The organism is Kitasatospora sp. NBC_00315 (assembly GCF_041435095.1).
GTDB lineage: Bacteria > Actinomycetota > Actinomycetes > Streptomycetales > Streptomycetaceae > Kitasatospora.
Window position 1 is genome coordinate 1,657,179 of the sequence record NZ_CP108025.1, and the last position, 15,439, is coordinate 1,672,617.

A 15,439-nucleotide genomic window follows, 5' to 3' on the forward strand; every position below is an offset into this window, starting at 1 on the left:
CTTGGTCAGCGGGCGGAGAGCCGGGACGCGCGGGGCGAGCCCGGACACGTCTGGTCGAACAGGTGCGGCTGCCGGGACGTCCAGAACGGCTCAAGGTCGAACCGACCCTGGCTGCTGTCCACGACGAAGTTCATGCCCCCATTCAACCAGATGAACGGGCCGTTGCCACACACCGGGGCCGACCGGACCTCCGGAGGACGCCGTCGGGCGGTCATCCGGCACCGCCGGTGAGCACGGCCGGATCCAGCAGATGGGCCCGTACGTCGATCGCCGCGGGCACCACCCCCTGATCCGCGAGGAGTTTCGCCACCTTCTCCAGCCGGACGGTGTCGGCCTCCCGGATCGGTTCGACCGGGGAGGCCGCCCGCCCGGCGTCGACCCGCAGCTCCTCGGCGCGGCCGGAGACCGAGTCAGGTCCGCTGTCGGTGAAGACGTTGAGGTAGGCGGCCGGATCCTGCTGGGCCCTGCCCTCCGCCTCGTGCAGGTAGCGGTAGAGCGCCCGCACCACGTCGGGGTGCTGCCGCACCAGCTCGGTGCGCACCGCCCAGAGCCGGTAGTTGTCGGAGCCCGCGCCGAATCCGCTGACCACCATGTACGCGCTCGACCGGGCGAGTTCGGTGACGACCGGCTCGCCGGTGGTGGCCCAGGCGTCCACCTCGCCGGTGGCGAAGGCGCTCCGGGTGGCCGCCGGATCGAGCCGCACCCGCTGGACCCGGTCGGCCGGGACCCCGTTCTTGGCGAGCGCCTGGAGCAGTAGGTACTCACCCGGGCCGCCCGGGTCGACGGCGACCCTGCGTCCGATCAGATCCCTCACCGTCCTGATCCCGGAGTTGTTCTTGACCAGGATGCCCTCGCCGACCGGATCCGGCTGGGCGGCGGCGAAGAACTCGAAGGCCGGCTGCCCGGCCAGCAGCGCGAGGCCCGTGCTGATGGTGCCCTGGGCCACGTCCAGCGCACCGGAGTCGAGCGCCTGGGCGGCCTGCGCGAAACCGGCCGGAGCGGCCGGAGCGGCCGACCAGCTCACCGTGGCGTGCACCGCGGCGAGTGCCCGCTCCAGCGAACCGTCCTTCCTGGCCACCGCCAGCACACCGGAGTTGCCGGGATCGGGCAGCCGCACCTCGACGCCCGCCGGCGCGGGTGCGACGGCGACGGAGCCCGCCCGGGCGGCGCCGCCGCAGGCGGTGGTGGTGGTGGCCAGCAGAGCACCGGCGAGCAGGACGGGTCGGGCGAACTTCACAGGGGTCTCCGCGGGAACCGGAACGAGAGGAGGGGCATGCCTGGCACGGGCCAGCAGCGCTGCACGAGTCGCAATCCGACGATGCGTCAGATCCGTGTGCGCACGGCCGCGCCGACACGGCACAGCAGGAGGGCGCGGTGGGCCGGGCCGCGAACGGCCGGATCACACCGCGCGGACGAGCGTCAGCGACAGCAGGCGCTGGAGATGAGGGCGAGGTCGATGTACCGGCGGATCGTCAACGCCGGGGTGACCGGGGCGGGCACGGCCGTACGGGAGTGCTCGACCGTCATGCCGCTGTCCTCCCCCGGGGATCCTCGCCGGCGCCGCCGCGGCGCCGGGCCGCGCTCCGCCCCGGAGAGTGGTCACCGGGTGGCGCGCTGTGTGCAGAGCCTTCCATGCGAAGGCCCGGCAGGGCAACCTGCCGGGCTTCCGGTGTCCGTCATACGGACGGCACAGGGGCCGCCGACCGCCCGGCCGCGGCGTGCTCGACCAGGGTGATCAGCAGGTTCTTGCCGTCCTCGCGGCGGCGTGCGTCGCAGAGCACCACCGGTACCCCGGGGTCGAGATCCAGGGCCGCGCGGACGTCGTCCGGGGCGAACACCTCGGTGCCCTCGAAACAGTTCACGCCGACCACGAACGGGATGCCGCGCCGCTCGAAGAAGTCCACGGAGGGGAAGCAGTCGGCCAGCCGGCGGGTGTCGGCGAGCACCACGGCGCCCAGCGAACCCTGGGCCAACTCGTCCCAGACGAACCAGAACCGGTCCTGCCCGGGGGTGCCGAAGAGGTAGAGCGCCAGACCCGCGCGGAGGTCGATCCGGCCGAAGTCCATCGCCACCGTGGTGGTCCGCTTCGCCTCGACCCCCGAGAGGTCGTCGAACGGCCTTCCGAGTTCGCTGAGTTGCTCCTCGGTGCGCAGCGGGCGGATCTCGCTGACCGCCCCGACCAGCGTGGTCTTGCCGGCGCCGAACCCCCCGGCGATCAGGATCTTGAGGGCGACGGCCGGGCCGCCGGGCCAGCGCCCGGGCGAGGCGTCGGGGTCAGAGCGCACGGAGGCCATTGATCACTTCCCGCAGCAGGCGCTCGTCCGGGAGCTGGGCGAGCGGGACGGGACGGGTGACGGTGATCAGCTCGGCGTCGTACAGGTCGCCGAGCAGCACCCGCACCACGCTGACCGGCAGGTCGGTGTAGGAGCCGAGCTCCGCGACGGTGAGCGGCTCGTGTCGGCACCGGTCGAGGAGGGTGTGGTGCTCGGGGTCGAGGACCGGCTCACCGCTGCGCGCCGCGGCTCCCCGGTCGGCGACGGCGATCATCGAGATCAGGTCGAACAGGCCGTCCTCGGTCGGCCTGGCCCGTCCCTTGGTCATCGAGAACAGCCGGACCATCGGGCCCGCGTCGTCGTCGAACCAGCGCTCGTCCTGCGCCGGCCGCGGCGCGAACACGCCCGCCTCCGGCTCCTGTTCCGTCCCCTCGGTCATGCTTCGCTCATCTCCCGGGCGGTGCGGTGCGCGGCTCGGCGGCGAGGTGCTCGCCGACCCGCTTGACCAGCAGCGCCATCTCGTAGGCGATCAGGCCGATGTCGGCCTCGGCCTCACTGAGGACGGCCAGGCAACTTCCGTCGCCGGCCGCCGTGATGAAGAGGAATGCCTCGTCCAGTTCGACCATGGTCTGCCGGACCCCGCCGACCTGGAAGTGCCGGCCGGCACCCTTGGCCAGGCTGTGGAAGCCGGCGGCGACCGCGGCCAGGTGCTCGGCGTCCTCGCGGCCGAGGCCGCTGGAGGCCCCCGTGGCCAGCCCGTCGCTGGAGAGGATCACGCCGTGCCGCAGGGCCGCGACCCGTGCCACGAGGTCGTCCAGGAGCCAGTTGAGGTCCCCGGACGGCTGCGTCGTACTGGTCATGAATCAGTTCCTTCCGCTGGAGCGGGTGGTGCGGATGGTGCAGGTGAAGCTGATGATGCAGGTGAAGCCGGCACCGCCGGAGCTGCCGGTGATCCTGGTGATGCCGATCGTGGCGGGGCCACCGGAGCCACCGTACGTCGCCCGGTCAGCGCGGCCGGTCCGGCCGGGGCCGGCGGCAACGCGGCCGGCCGGGGCGCCGAGGTCAGGGCGCGCCGGGAGAAGCCGGCGAGCGGGTCGAACAGCGCGGGCCCGGGCGGGGCCGGCGACGGGACGGCGGGCGCCGGGACGTCCGGCACGACCGTCAGCGAGCCCGGGCGCGCGCCGCGGTCCCCGCGGCCCCGGGTGAAGCCGCGCTGGAACGAGGCGAAGGTGGCCCTGGCCTCCTCGGGCGAGCGCTCGCGGGCGGCGTCGGTGCCCGCCGCGCCCACGCCGCCGCCCTGCGCGGCCTGCGCCGCCCGCTCCTTCAGCTGGGGTGCCAGGTTGGCCTGGCGCACCCGGCGCGGCAGCAGCCCCCCGGCCGCCGGCGCCGCGTCCGGACCGGCGGCGGGCTGCGGCGAGCCGGCGGTGGCGGCGCCCGCGGAAGCCGGTTCGGCGTTCTCCTCGCGACGGTGGCGTCCCCGGCTCTCCGCGTCCGAACCGGCCGGCGCGGGCACCAGCACGGGGCCGCCCGGGCGGCGACGCGGCAGCCCGCCGGGCTCGCGCGCGGGCTCGGCCAGGGACGGGCGGGGGCCGCCCCCGCGGTTGCGGTCGCCGGGGTCGGCCTCGTCCGCGGCGGGAACCGGTCCCGCGTGGCGCCGGCGGCCGGCGGCGTCGGCGAGCGCCGGTACCGCGACCAGCTCGCGCTGACCCCGTCTGGCCCCCGGCGCGGGCGCCGTCCTGGAGCGCTCGGCGGCGGGCGGGGCCGGCTGCTCGGCCATGACGTCCGGCGCCTCGGCGAGCAGTTCGCGCGGGATCAGCACGACGGCCGTGGTGCCCCCGTACGGCGAGGGACGCAGGTGCACCCGGACGCCGTGCCGGCGGGCCAGCCGGCTGACCACGAACAGGCCCAGCCGGTCGGTGTCCGCGAGGTCGAACTCCTGCTCCACGGCGAGCCGCTGGTTGATGTCGGCGAGCGCCTGGGTGCTCAGGCCCAGGCCCCGGTCGTCGATCTCCAGCGCGAAGCCGTGCGCGACCACCTCGCCCTGCACGGTGACCTGGGTCTGCGGCGGCGAGAACACCGCGGCGTTCTCGACCAGTTCGGCGATCAGGTGGGTGACGTCCGCGACGGCGCTGCCGAGCAGCCCGGTGCCGGGGAACGGCCGCACGATCACCCGGGCGTAGTCCTCCACCTCGCCGACGGCGGCACGCACCACGTCCACCATCCGCACCGGCTTGCGCCAGGCACGGCCCGGCGATCCGCCGGAGAGAATGATCAGGCCCTCGGCGTGCCGGCGCATACGGGTGGTCAGGTGGTCCAGCCGGAAGAGGTCCTCCAGCTCGGCCGGGTCCTCGGTACGGCGCTCCATGGTGTCCAGCAGCGTGAGCTGGCGGTGCAGCAGCACCTGGCTGCGGCGGGCCAGGTTCACGAAGACGGCCGACACACCGCGGCGCAGCTCGGCCTGTTCCACGGCGGCCTCGACGGCGGCCCGCTGCACGGCGTTGATCGCCCGGCCGACCTGCCCGACCTCCGCCGGGCCGAACTGCAGGTCAGGAGTCTCCGCCGCGATGTCGACGGGCTCGCCGCGGCGCAGCCGCAGCATCACCGACGGCAGCCGGTTGGCGGCGAGCTCCTGGGCCGCGTTGCGCAGGCCGATCAGCTCGCGGGCCATGCCCCGCCCGATCCGGTACGAGATCACGATGGAGAGCACGATCGCGGCGAGTCCGATGAACCCGGCGATGCCACCGCGCCAGAGCAGGCCGATCGAGTAGGAGCGGGCCCGGTCGGCGATGTCGCTCGCCAGCCGGTTGTTGATCGCCGCGAGGTCGCTGAGGGCGTGGTCGGCCACCCCGTGCCAGTCGTCGCCGTTCATCGCGGCGGCGACCTTGTCGTAGCCCCCGGCGCCGGCGAAGTCGCGCTCGGCGCGCTCCAGCGCCGACCAGTTGTCGCCGCTGCGTAGCGCGGTGTAGTCGCCCTGGTCCCCCGGGTCGAGCTCGGCGAGGTACACGGTGAACAGCGCCTGCTGGTCGTGCAGGGCGTCCAGGGCCGCCTGGTACTGCTCGGGGGTGGTGCGGCCGGTGGAGGTGCGCAGGCCCTCCATCGCGGCGTCCTCCTGCGAGAGGTACTCGCGGGCCCGGACCAGCTCGATCAGGATGGTGCCCTGCCGGGGCAGCTGGCCGCTCTGCCGGCTGACGAACGCCGAGCGGAAGGCGAAGGTGGGCTTGATCAGGTCGCTGTACTGGCCGAGGACGTAGTCCCAGCTCAGCGCCGAGCGGTTGATCTGGCTGCGGAGCGCGGCGAGGTCGTTGGCGCTGTGCAGGATGTCCTGGTACTTGGCGCGCTGCCCCGCGTCCATCTTCTTGGCCGCGCTGCCGTCCGCCATGAGGCGCAGCACCTGGGCGTCCCGGTCGGTGATCGTCTGCGTCTTCTGGAACGCGTCGGCGGCGGCCTGCGAGCGCGGGTCGGCCAGGCGTTGGACGGCGGCGCGGCGCTCGTCCTGCAGATCGTGGGCGTACTGCTCCACCGACCCGCCGAACTCGGTGTAGGTGTCGGCGACCTGCAGTTGGGTCCAGACGTCGCCGGTGGTGGCCAGGGTCGCGTAGATCCACAGGGCGACCAACGCGACGATGGGCACCATGAGCAGCGCGATGACCTTCGCGCGGATCGAGCTGCTGCGCAGACGCATGGAGTCCTCGGTCGGGAAATGCCAGGCGCGGACAGGGATCGGTTCGGGCAGGGAACAGTTCGGACATGCCGGAGCGCCGGAGGCCCGGCCACAGGATCTGCGCGACTCTACTACGCCGTGAGTACTCGTTCGAAGGGTCGAACCGAACCGTGACAGGCGCTTGTCCGGATCATCCCGAAAGTCGGGAAAGTACCGCCGCTCCCCTGCCGCCGGACCCCCTGTGGCCAGGCACTGTGTCGGCCGTGTGACGAGGGCACTTTCCTCACCGGCCGGTGCCGATCTCGTCCCACCCGGGCAACAGCCCTGGGCAGTGCCACGCCGATCCGATACCTTCGCTCCCACCTGCCCGTGCGCCGGCGGCGGCCTCACCGCACACCCGGACGGGCCCGGCAGCCCGGGCTGTCACGAAACATCGGGGGGAACGTGCGCGAGTTCACCAACCCCGCCCCGGCCGTACCGGTCACCGGCGGACTCGCCGACTCGCTCTACGACACCGCCGAACGCACTCCCTCCCTGGTCCAGCTGGCCCGCCGCCGGGAGGACCCCGAGGACCAGCAGAGCCCCGGGCAGTGGCGGGACGTCACGGCCGCCGCCTTCCGCGACGAGGTGCTCGGCCTGGCCAAGGGCCTGCTCACCCGCGGCGTGCGGTACGGCGACCGGGTCGCCCTGATGTCCCGCACCCGGTACGAGTGGACGCTGTTCGACTACGCCCTGTGGTCGATCGGCGCGATCCCCGTCCCGGTCTACCCCACCTCGGCTCCCGAACAGGTCCGCTGGATCCTCGCCGAGACCCAGGCGGTGGCCTGTGTGGTGGAGGACGAGAACCACGCGATGACGGTCGGCGCGGTCTGCGACGCCCTCCCCGACCTCACCGGGATCTGGCAGCTCGACCACGGCTGCGTGGCCGCCATCACCGAAGCCGGCCGCGGCGTGCCCGACTCGCTGGTGCACCGTCAGCGCCTGGGTGTCACCGCGGACACCGTCGCCACCGTCGTCTACACCTCGGGCACCACCGGCCGCCCCAAGGGCTGCCTGCTCACCCACGGCAACCTCGGCACCGAGGCGGACAGCCTGCTGGACGGCTGGCACGACGTCTTCCACGACACCGGCGGCGGGCCGCCCTCCACCCTGCTGTTCCTGCCGATGGCCCATGTGTACGGGCGGGTGGCCCAGATCGCGGCGGTGCGCGGCGGCATCCGGCTGGGGCACCTCGCGGAGGTCAGTGCGGACGCGCTGCTGCCCGCCCTGGCGGAGTACCGCCCGACCTTCCTGATCGCCGTGCCGTACATCCTGGAGAAGATCTACCAACGGGCCGGCCGGGCCGCCGAGGAGGCCGGCCGGGGCGAGCTCTTCGGGCACGCCGCCGAGGTCGCCGTGGAGTGGGCCGCCGCCCGCGAGCAGAAGGCGCTCGGAAACGGCCCCGGCCCCGGCCCCCGGCTCCGCCTGCGGCACGCGGCCTACGACCGGACGGTCTACCAGCGGCTGCGGGCGGTGCTCGGCGGACGGGTGCGCAACCTGATGTCCGGCGGCTCGACTCTCAACCGCGAACTCGGCCTGTTCTTCGCCGGCGCCGGCCTGACGCTCTACGAGGGCTACGGACTGACCGAGACGGCCGCCGCGGTCACGGCCAACCCGCCCGGCCGCGCCAAGTTCGGCACCGTCGGCCGCCCGCTGCCCGGCGCCTCGGTGTCCATCGCCGACGACGGCGAGGTCTGGGTCCGCGGCCCGATGGTGTTCGGCGGCTACCTGAACCACCCGCGATGTACCGCCGAGGCCTTCTACGACGGCTGGCTCGCCACCGGCGACCTCGGCCACCTCGACGACGACGGCTACCTCACCATCATCGGCCGCAAGAAGGACCTGATCGTCACCAGCAGCGGCAAGAACCTCGCCCCGGCCGCCCTGGAGGAGCGCGTACAGGCGCACCCGCTGGTCTCCCAGTGCCTGGTCGTGGGCGACGACCGCCCGTACGTCGCCGCCCTGATCACCCTGGACGGGCCCGCCCTGGCGCACTGGCTGAAGACCCGGGGCCGCGAACAGCTGGACGAGTGGGCCGTCCTCGCGGACGAGGAGCTGCACGCCGAGGTCCAGCGTGCCGTGGCCGCCGCCAACACCGCCGTCTCCCGCGCCGAGTCGATCCGGGCCTTCCGGCTGCTCCCCCATGAGTTCACCCTCGAACAGGGGCTGATGACCCCGTCGCTGAAGCTCCGGCGGGCCGCCGTCACCGAGCGCTACGCGGACGACATCGAGGAGCTGTACGCCGGCTAGCCACGGCCCCGGCGATCACGCCGTCGGGCGCCCGGAGCACACGTCGACCGGCCCCGCCCCCGCGGTGTCAGGAAGCGCCGGCCCTGCCCGGTCCGCCGCGCCTAGGGTGGGCGGCATGGAACTGATCATGGTTGATGTGGAGCCGGGGCAGGCCGCGATGAGGATCGACGTGGCCCCGCTCATCCGTGCGTTGCGTCCCGGACTCGGTCAGCGGGAGTTCGCGGAGTTCGCCGAGGAGGCGCACCGTCAGGGCCTGCTGTTCACTGCTGCCTACGACCCGGCCGGGCGATGCGTCGGGGTGGCGACACACCGGGTGCTGGCGACCAGCCGTGGCCGGCTGCTCTTCGTCGACGACCTGGTCACCGAGCCCGGGGTGCGCTCCGGGGGCGTCGGCACCCGGCTCGTCGAGGAACTGCACGCGCGGGCCCGCCGGGCCGGGTGCGCCCGGATCGAACTGGACTCGGGGATGGCCAACCACGGGGCGCACCGCTTCTACCACGCCCAGCGGATGTCCATCGTCGCGCTGCACTTCGCCAAGGACCTGAGCCTGGAGCCGTAGTCCGGAGCGCCGCGGTCGGCGTACCCGTGCCGCACCGCGGGCCGGCGCCCGCGCGGGGGGCACGCGCGGCCGGTGAGGCAGGAGCGGCCGGTGGGGCAGGAGCGCGAGCGACCGTCGTACTCGAAGTTCACCCGCCCGCCCTGCGGGCGCGGCCCGCCCCTCCGATCCAGCCGAAGGCCCGGCGTCCGGCTCCCGCCGCACGCCGGCGGTGCTCCCCGCGCAGGACGAGGGCCGGCGCCCCGTCGTCGTACGCGCCGCAGGCGGTGGCCGACCAGGGCGACCACTGCTGGGGGACGGCGTAGTACGGCAGCAGGAGCTGCGGGGAGCGGCGGCCGGTGGCGCCGGCCGGGAGCAGTGCGGGCAGCACGTCGGGCAGTTGGCCGGCCAGGATCGCCTGCCGGCAGGCGGCGCAGGCGGGCCGGCGGTCGGCGGCGGCCTCCCGGGCGCCCAGCCGGGGCCGCTGCCGGGCCTTCCTGGGGTGCGGGGTCCGGCCAGGGTGGCGGTCGGTCCCGGAGCGAGCGGCCGTGCCGTTCGCCGCGGCTCCGTGCAACGGGTTGTAGAAGCAGCGAATCACCGGCGGAGCCGGGCGCCGTCCCGCGTGCGCGGCATGCGCGGCGGCCAGGTGCTCGACCGCGCGGTCGGCCAGCACGACGGCCGCCGCCAGGTCCGGCAGGTCCGTCGCCTCGTCGAGCAGCTTGCCCGCGGCCTGGTAGGCGTCCAGGGCCCAGAGGTAGTCGCGGCGCGCCGAGGTCTCCTCGGGCGGCAGCCGCAGCTCGGCGGCGCGGAACACCTCGCCGACCGCCGCGACCCGCTCGGCCGCGAGGCCGGCCAGCCGATCGCGGAGGACCTCCCACTCGCGCAGCACCAGTTCCCGCCGCTCCTTCGACTGCCGTCGCGGGGCCTCGGTCCCGGAGGCGCCGGACCGGGCGCCCGTGCCACCGCCACCGCTGCCGCTGCCGCTGCCACGCAACAGTCCGACGAACCACCAGCGGCGGAACACCTGGCCTCCTCCTTCGGGGTGACGTCCGCCCATTCTCCGCAGCGGGCCGGAGCGGCGGAAGGCCGGGGTACACGTCGGCCGGGGGCGAGGCGGCGGCCCGCCTCCGGCCGGGACGGCTCTTGACGGACCGTCTGGTCCAGTCCATTGTTTGCGACGGCCAGAGTGCGGCACGCCACGGCTCCCACCCCTCGGGGAGCGTCCCCTGTCTCACGCGCCCGGCAGGGCGCATCCCCCACACAGGAGTCCTCCGGTGTCCACACCCACGCGCCGTCTGGCGTCCTGCGCCGCCGTCGCGGCCCTCGCCGTGTTCGGCCTCGCGGCGCCCGCCGCCCAGGCCGCGCCCGGCGTAGCCTTACCCACCGTCAACCTCGCCACCAACCCCGGGTTCGAGATCCCGGCCCTTCCGCTCGCCGACTGGGGCTCCGTCCCCGGCTGGAGCTGCGGCGCGGGCGAGGCGACCGTCACGACCGCCTCGCCCGCCCCGCACGACGGCGCCTCGGCCCTGACCGTCACCCCGGCGAACGGCGACTCCACCGGCGAGTGCGCCCAGACCGTCTCGGTGCTGCCCGGCACCACCTACACCGCCTCCGCCTGGGTGCGCGGATCGTACGTCTTCCTCGGCGCCACCGGGACGGGCCACGACGTCGCCCCGTCCTGGACGGCGAGCACCGGCGACGGGTGGCAGCAGTTGACCACCACCTTCACCACCGGCGCCGACACCGGCTCGGTCCGGCTCTACCTGCACGGCTGGTACGGCCAGGGGCCGTTCTCCGCCGACGACGTCCGGGTCGACGGCCCGGCGCCCACGCCGGCCCGGGCCACCTGGAACGCGCCGACCACCGACAAGGTGGTCTTCTTCACCGTCGACGACGGCTGGGTGCGTACGCCCGAGGCGGAGCGGTTCATCGCCGACCACAAGCTCCCGATCACGGCCTTCGCCCTGCCGATGCCCTCGGGCTTCGAGCCGGACTACTTCAAGCGGGTCACCGCCGTCCCCGGCTCCTCCGTCCAGGACCACACCGTCTCGCACCGCGACCTCACCACGCTGTCGCTCGCCGAGCAGCAGGCGGAGATCTGCGATGCCAGAGACGCCGACATCCGGTACTACGGCGCCGCCCCGACGATATTCCGCCCGCCGTACCTGACCTGGAACGCGGACACCCTGCAGGCCGCCGCCAACTGCGGCATCCACACCGTGCTGACGGCCACCGCCGACTTCACCTCGGGCGCTGCGAACATCTGGCACGGCGGGCCGCTGCAGCCCGGTGACGTGGTGCTCATGCACTTCACGGACACCCTGGCGAGCGACCTCCAGCGGGCTCTGACGGCGGCCCAGGAGGCCGGACTCACCCCGGCCGCGCTCACCGACTACCTGCACTGACACCGGCCACGGCCGGGCCGGTACGACCCCGGGGTCCGTCCCACCGCGTCGGTGGGACGGACCCCGGGGTCACCCGCCGGTCCGGCGGGACGCTCCGACGTCAGACCGCGGCGGAGAAGACCGGCAGGTACCCGCCGGACTGGCCGGCCGAGGTCGGGTGGTAGCTCTCGTCGACCGGCAGGGTGGTGCTGTGCAGCCAGTTGGTGCCGCTGCCACAGATCTCGTGGCCGCTGAAGGCGTTGCGCACGTCACCGAACGCGAAGCCCGCGTTGGCCGCCCGCTTGGCGGCGACCGCGTCCAGCGTGTCCGCCGCACCGTTGATGGCGGAGCGCTTGGTGTCACCGATCCCCAGCACGCAGTTGCCGCCGAGCTGGTAGAGGTGCGGGTAGCCGAGGACCACGACGTGGGCGTTCGGGGCCTTGGCGTGGATCGCCGCGTAGACCTGGTCGAGCAGGCCGGGAAGGGTGTTGTTGGCATAGCTCTTGGCCGTCGCGACCGCGCTCAGGCAGGCGCTCTCGGAGTCCAGTACACAGGTCTGCATGGTGCTGGCGAAGCCCGCGTCGTTACCGCCGATGCTGATGCTGACCAGCGTGGTGCCGCTGTCGAGCACGGACAGCTGGTTGTTGAGCACGTCCCCCGTTCTGGCTCCCGAGCAGGCCACGAAGGCAAAGGCCGAAGGCGCGTGGGCGTTCTTCCAGAGGTAGGCGAAGGAGTTGGTGCTGCGCTTGCAGCTGCCGCTCTCACTGGTGTAGCTGCCGGCGCCGACACCGGCGGAGTACGAATCCCCCAGGGCGGCGTACCGCACGGTGGCGGCGCTCGCCGGTGAGGCGACGAAGAGGGTGGCCAGGGTCAGGAGCATCGCCAGGACGGCGACGGACAACGAACGGGCGGAGCGCATTGATTCCTCCACGGAAGTGACGGCGGTCACAGATGTGATACCAGCCGGTAGCTTGCAGGGGAAGCGGTCATGCCAAAGATGTTGACGGTCCGTCCGGCGGCGCCGGGGTGAACCGCGGCACCCGTGTGCAGGCCGGCCCGGCTCCGGGCTGCTCCGGGACCGCTCTCGGGCCGCCTTCGCGCCGCCCTCGCGCCGCCCTCGCGCCGCAGGGGCGGGGCGGAACGGCGGGCCGTCGCCCGGCCGGGCCGGCAGGGTGGGCTGCCCGCGACGCCACCCGATCGGCCCAACGGTCGATCCGTCAGGACGGCCGCCGCAGAGGAGCGAGAGCGCCTCCGGGCGACGGGCCGGGGCAGATCGGCCAGGCCGAGACGACCGGGGCGAAGGGGTGAAGGGGCGGACCGGGAAGGCGCGGCCGGACGAGGAGGCGCGGTCGGAGCAGGCGGCGCAGCACTGCGGGAGTCAGGCGGACCGGCCGGGGAGAGTGGCCCGGCGGCGGCGCGCGACGGTCAGGACTGCTCCGCGCAGACGATCTCCAGCTCGAAGCCCTGCCCGTCGATCAGGTGGACGGCCTCGCCGGTGTCCGTCCGTACCGTCCACCCCGCCGCCAGGGCGACCGTCACCGCCGCCCTGGAACCGTGCACGGCGAGGTGGTTGAGCCCGGCGCGCAGCCGCTCGTGGCCGCCCGGCAGCATCGCCGGCGACTGCTCCACCACCAGATAGGAATCGGCCAGGCGCCAACTGCAGCCCGCCGCCCAGTCCTGGAAGGGCTCGCACCCGAGCGCGAGCAGCACCGGGCCCCACTGGGTCCGGGTCAGCGACAGGTCGGCCACCCAGAGTTCGACGTGGTGGAACAGTGAGGGCGGGGTCGGCATCCGTGGACACCCCTTTCGGTGGATCGGCGGCGCCGCGGCCGGTGTCAGCGCCCCGGCGGGAAGACCTGGCCGCCACCGGGCGGCAGCTCCTCGATCGTCTCGTTGGCGGCCTCGGGCACCCCGAGCCGGACGACCGCCGAGGCGACCGCCGCCCTGGCCTGGCGCAGGCCCGCCTCTCCCCAGCCGAGCAGTTCGACCGCGAGGCCCGGCGCCACCAACAACCTCCGGTAGTGCCGGCCGGAGGCGGGATCGGGCGCCGTGGGCCCGACCGCGCGCAGGGCGGCCGTCATCCGGACCCTGGCGCACTCGTGGCCGCCGTTCGCAGAGCCGATCCGGTCGTAGAGGTATCCGAGGTAGTGCGGCCGGCCGATGACCGCCTGCGCCTCCTCGCCCGCCTCGCGCGCCAGCGCCCTCCCGGGGTCACCGGCGTCCTCGGGCTCCAGCGAGCCCCCCGGCAGGGTGACGATGCCGTCCTTCGGGTTCACCAGCGTCAGCACCCGGCCGTCCGGCGCAAACAGCCAGCCCCAGGACTGCTTGACCGGCAGCCCCGGCGGGACCGACTCCCCCGGGCGCCACGGCCAGCCCGCAGCGGGACGGCGCCGGACCCGGCCGAGCAGGTCGGCGATCTCGGCGCTGTACTCGATGCGACCCATTCGTCCCCCTTCGGTGCCGGGCCCGCCGGGTCTGCGGTCGTGCCGGTGCGGTCGTGCCTGTGCGGTGCTGCCGGTGTGCGGTCGTGCCGGTGCGGTCGTGGTGCTCGGTGTGCGGTCGTGCCGGTGCGGTCGGTGCGCCCGCCCGTCGCGCCCGTGCCCGTCGTGCCCGTGCCCGTCGTGCCCGTGCCCGTCGCGCCCGTCGTGTTCGGCGTTCTCGTCGTGTTCGGCGTGCCCGGTCGCGTTCGGTCGTGCGGGACGGACCGAGCGGGCCGGCGACCACTCCGTCTGTTGATCTTCTACGAATCTTCCCCGAACAGGCGGTCGATGAACAGCCCCCGGCGCCGTGCGGCGCACCCGCCGTCGCGGCCGCCCCGCCGCACCGCCGTCCGACGGGTGGACGGGCTGCGGGCAGGGCGGGGCCCGACCGTGGCGCCCGTGCGTACACGTACCCCGGTCGGCGCGCCCGCCCGCGAGCTCGTCAGGTCGGGCTCCCACCCACCCCTGCCCCGCCGTCCGCGGCGTCAGCGGCCGAGGTGGATCCGGGGGCCGAACAGGTGACGGGCCGAAGCGGCAGGGCGAAACCCGGCCGGGCCGACGCGCCACCCGGCGTCGGCATGCCCCGGGCGGCCGCCGCCGCCAGTGCCGCGAACACCTCGGGCACCGTCATCGGACGCAACCGGCCCTCGACCAGCAGCCAGCCCCGCACCAACGGCGTCCCGCGCCCGGCCCGGAAGCTCAGCAGCAACAGTTCGCCGGCGCCGCCCGCGGCGATCGCCGCCGCCAGCGTCACACAGAAGGCCTCGGCCTCGTGGCCGCCGACGAACGGTCTGCCCCTCCCGCCGCCGGCCGTCCGCGCCGCACCGCCCGTCTCCGCCCGGAACTCCGCCGCCGCGGTCAGCTCCTCCCCGTCCTCCGGGCCGTGCGATCGAAGCCGCAGCGAGTGGCGGCCCTCGGCCGCGCCGGCCACCAGCGCGAGGTAGACCTCCACGACGTGGCCGAGGACGGCCGTGAGCCTCGGCCGGGCCGCCTCCTCGCCCTCCAGCGCCGCCAGCAGCGCCGCGCAGGCGATCGAGATCCGGACCCGGGCCCGGTGGTCCGCGAGCAGGGCCGGCAGCAGCTCGGCCAGCCGCTCCCCCGTGTACACGAAGGGGCGGCCGACCAGCTCCGGATCGGCGGCATAGGCGACGCGGGCCTCCCGGTCCTCCGGCTCGAAGCCGAACTCCTCGCAGAAGTCCTCGAAGTCGGCCGGCTCCAGCACCCGGAGGTGCACCTCCAGGCCCTGCCCGCGCAGGGCCCGCAGTTGCGTCTCGGTTCGCCGCAGGTACGCCTCGAAGGTCACCCGGCCGAAGAGCCCGTAGCGGCTGAGGCAGGCGAAGTCGACGGCCTCCGCGGCCACCGCCAGGGCCACCGGCTGCGGGGGCGGCCCACCACGTGCGCGGGCTCCTCCACGCCCCTGGGCGGCCGGACCGCCGGGACCGCCGGGACCGCCGATGGGACCGGCCCGGCCGGGACCTCGACGGATTCTGCGCACCGCGCCCCACAAACCTCCCGCCGGGCGGCTCCCGGCGCGGCTCCCACCCGGCCGGGGATCGGCTCGCCCAGCGTCGGCTGCGCCGGCGTGTTCCCGGGGGCCGGGGCCATCGGTGTGACGGCCGGTTCCCGGGCCACGACGGGTGCCCGGAGCGGGGCGAGGACCGGCCGGACCGACAGCCCGGCCACGGCGGGCGCCGAGGCAGCGGCCGGCGGAGCGGTCACGACGGGCGCGGTGCTCGGGATCGGCAGGACGGTCGCAGCCGGCGGGGCGCCCGGGATCGGTGCGGCGCCCGGGATCAGCGGGGTGGTCGGAATCGGTG

Annotated in this window: 14 protein-coding genes; 3 read left to right on the plus strand and 11 right to left on the minus strand. The window is 74.7% G+C overall.

Going from position 1 to position 15,439, the window contains the following annotated elements; translation table 11 throughout:
* Window positions 1–5: 5 nt before the first annotated feature.
* The 6 genes from OG823_RS06915 to OG823_RS06940 all read right to left on the minus strand — a co-directional run bounded on the left by OG823_RS06915 (window position 6) and on the right by OG823_RS06940 (window position 5,955).
* Window positions 6–134, minus strand: coding sequence for a hypothetical protein (locus tag OG823_RS06915; protein WP_371478384.1), 129 nt, complete (start codon window positions 132–134; stop codon window positions 6–8).
* Window positions 135–211: 77 nt separating this feature from the next.
* Entirely contained in the window at window positions 212–1,237 is a 1,026-nt protein-coding gene (locus OG823_RS06920; protein ID WP_371478385.1) for an ABC transporter substrate-binding protein, read from the minus strand.
* A 439-nt stretch (window positions 1,238–1,676) separates the two neighbouring features.
* Window positions 1,677–2,294 carry an ATP/GTP-binding protein gene (locus OG823_RS06925; RefSeq protein ID WP_371478387.1) on the minus strand — a complete coding sequence of 206 codons (618 nt, stop codon included), beginning with the start codon at window positions 2,292–2,294 and terminating at the stop codon, window positions 1,677–1,679.
* Window positions 2,275–2,712, minus strand: a complete 438-nt coding sequence (locus OG823_RS06930) for a DUF742 domain-containing protein (RefSeq protein WP_371478389.1) — start codon at window positions 2,710–2,712, stop codon at window positions 2,275–2,277. Before OG823_RS06930 ends, OG823_RS06925 begins: the two co-directional genes overlap by 20 nt.
* A 7-nt stretch (window positions 2,713–2,719) precedes the next feature.
* Window positions 2,720–3,133: a roadblock/LC7 domain-containing protein gene (locus OG823_RS06935; RefSeq protein ID WP_371478390.1), complete on the minus strand. Its 414-nt coding sequence runs from the start codon at window positions 3,131–3,133 to the stop codon at window positions 2,720–2,722.
* On the minus strand, window positions 3,130–5,955 hold the full coding sequence (locus OG823_RS06940) for a nitrate- and nitrite sensing domain-containing protein (protein ID WP_371478392.1): 2,826 nt from the start codon (window positions 5,953–5,955) through the stop codon (window positions 3,130–3,132). Before OG823_RS06940 ends, OG823_RS06935 begins: the two co-directional genes overlap by 4 nt.
* 423 nt (window positions 5,956–6,378) lie before the next feature.
* On the opposite strand from OG823_RS06940, the gene OG823_RS06945 reads away from it, so the two are divergent.
* Together OG823_RS06945 and OG823_RS06950 are read left to right on the plus strand one after the other, a co-directional pair.
* Window positions 6,379–8,223 carry a long-chain fatty acid--CoA ligase gene (locus tag OG823_RS06945; RefSeq protein ID WP_371478394.1) on the plus strand — a complete coding sequence of 615 codons (1,845 nt, stop codon included), beginning with the start codon at window positions 6,379–6,381 and terminating at the stop codon, window positions 8,221–8,223.
* 115 nt (window positions 8,224–8,338) lie between these two features.
* Window positions 8,339–8,782 (plus strand): GNAT family N-acetyltransferase, encoded by a 444-nt coding sequence (locus tag OG823_RS06950; protein ID WP_371478396.1) that lies wholly within the window; start codon window positions 8,339–8,341, stop codon window positions 8,780–8,782.
* Window positions 8,783–8,909: 127 nt separating this feature from the next.
* Here OG823_RS06950 and OG823_RS06955 read toward each other — a convergent pair whose 3' ends face one another.
* Complete coding sequence (locus OG823_RS06955; RefSeq protein ID WP_371478398.1) at window positions 8,910–9,782, minus strand: hypothetical protein; 873 nt, start codon at window positions 9,780–9,782, stop codon at window positions 8,910–8,912.
* Window positions 9,783–10,032: 250 nt separating this feature from the next.
* Here OG823_RS06955 and OG823_RS06960 point away from each other — a divergent pair, with 250 nt between their 5' ends.
* On the plus strand, window positions 10,033–11,163 hold the full coding sequence (locus tag OG823_RS06960; protein WP_371478400.1) for a polysaccharide deacetylase family protein: 1,131 nt from the start codon (window positions 10,033–10,035) through the stop codon (window positions 11,161–11,163).
* Window positions 11,164–11,263: 100 nt separating this feature from the next.
* Here OG823_RS06960 and OG823_RS06965 read toward each other — a convergent pair whose 3' ends face one another.
* The 4 genes from OG823_RS06965 to OG823_RS06980 all read right to left on the minus strand — a co-directional run bounded on the left by OG823_RS06965 (window position 11,264) and on the right by OG823_RS06980 (window position 14,982).
* Window positions 11,264–12,061, minus strand: a complete 798-nt coding sequence (locus OG823_RS06965) for an SGNH/GDSL hydrolase family protein (protein WP_371478402.1) — start codon at window positions 12,059–12,061, stop codon at window positions 11,264–11,266.
* A gap of 506 nt (window positions 12,062–12,567) precedes the next feature.
* The gene (locus OG823_RS06970; protein ID WP_371478403.1) at window positions 12,568–12,933 is read right to left on the minus strand and encodes a glyoxalase; all 366 of its coding nucleotides are present in this window, start codon (window positions 12,931–12,933) and stop codon (window positions 12,568–12,570) included.
* Between the two features lie 44 nt (window positions 12,934–12,977).
* The gene (locus OG823_RS06975; RefSeq protein WP_371478405.1) at window positions 12,978–13,586 is read right to left on the minus strand and encodes a hypothetical protein; all 609 of its coding nucleotides are present in this window, start codon (window positions 13,584–13,586) and stop codon (window positions 12,978–12,980) included.
* Window positions 13,587–14,064: 478 nt separating this feature from the next.
* Window positions 14,065–14,982 carry a hypothetical protein gene (locus OG823_RS06980; RefSeq protein ID WP_371478407.1) on the minus strand — a complete coding sequence of 306 codons (918 nt, stop codon included), beginning with the start codon at window positions 14,980–14,982 and terminating at the stop codon, window positions 14,065–14,067.
* Window positions 14,983–15,439 lie beyond the last annotated feature (457 nt).

Excerpts from the sequence above, each read along its gene's own strand:
- OG823_RS06935 (WP_371478390.1), bottom strand. The coding sequence starts at position 3,133 with ATGACCAGTACGACGCAGCCGTCCGGGGACCTCAACTGGCTCCTGGAC.
- OG823_RS06970 (WP_371478403.1), bottom strand. The coding sequence starts at position 12,933 with ATGCCGACCCCGCCCTCACTGTTCCACCACGTCGAACTCTGGGTGGCC.
- OG823_RS06925 (WP_371478387.1), bottom strand. The coding sequence starts at position 2,294 with ATGGCCTCCGTGCGCTCTGACCCCGACGCCTCGCCCGGGCGCTGGCCC.
- OG823_RS06975 (WP_371478405.1), bottom strand. The coding sequence starts at position 13,586 with ATGGGTCGCATCGAGTACAGCGCCGAGATCGCCGACCTGCTCGGCCGG.
- OG823_RS06930 (WP_371478389.1), bottom strand. The coding sequence starts at position 2,712 with ATGACCGAGGGGACGGAACAGGAGCCGGAGGCGGGCGTGTTCGCGCCG.
- OG823_RS06940 (WP_371478392.1), bottom strand. The coding sequence starts at position 5,955 with ATGCGTCTGCGCAGCAGCTCGATCCGCGCGAAGGTCATCGCGCTGCTC.
- OG823_RS06950 (WP_371478396.1), top strand. The coding sequence starts at position 8,339 with ATGGAACTGATCATGGTTGATGTGGAGCCGGGGCAGGCCGCGATGAGG.
- OG823_RS06965 (WP_371478402.1), bottom strand. The coding sequence starts at position 12,061 with ATGCGCTCCGCCCGTTCGTTGTCCGTCGCCGTCCTGGCGATGCTCCTG.
- OG823_RS06915 (WP_371478384.1), bottom strand. The coding sequence starts at position 134 with ATGAACTTCGTCGTGGACAGCAGCCAGGGTCGGTTCGACCTTGAGCCG.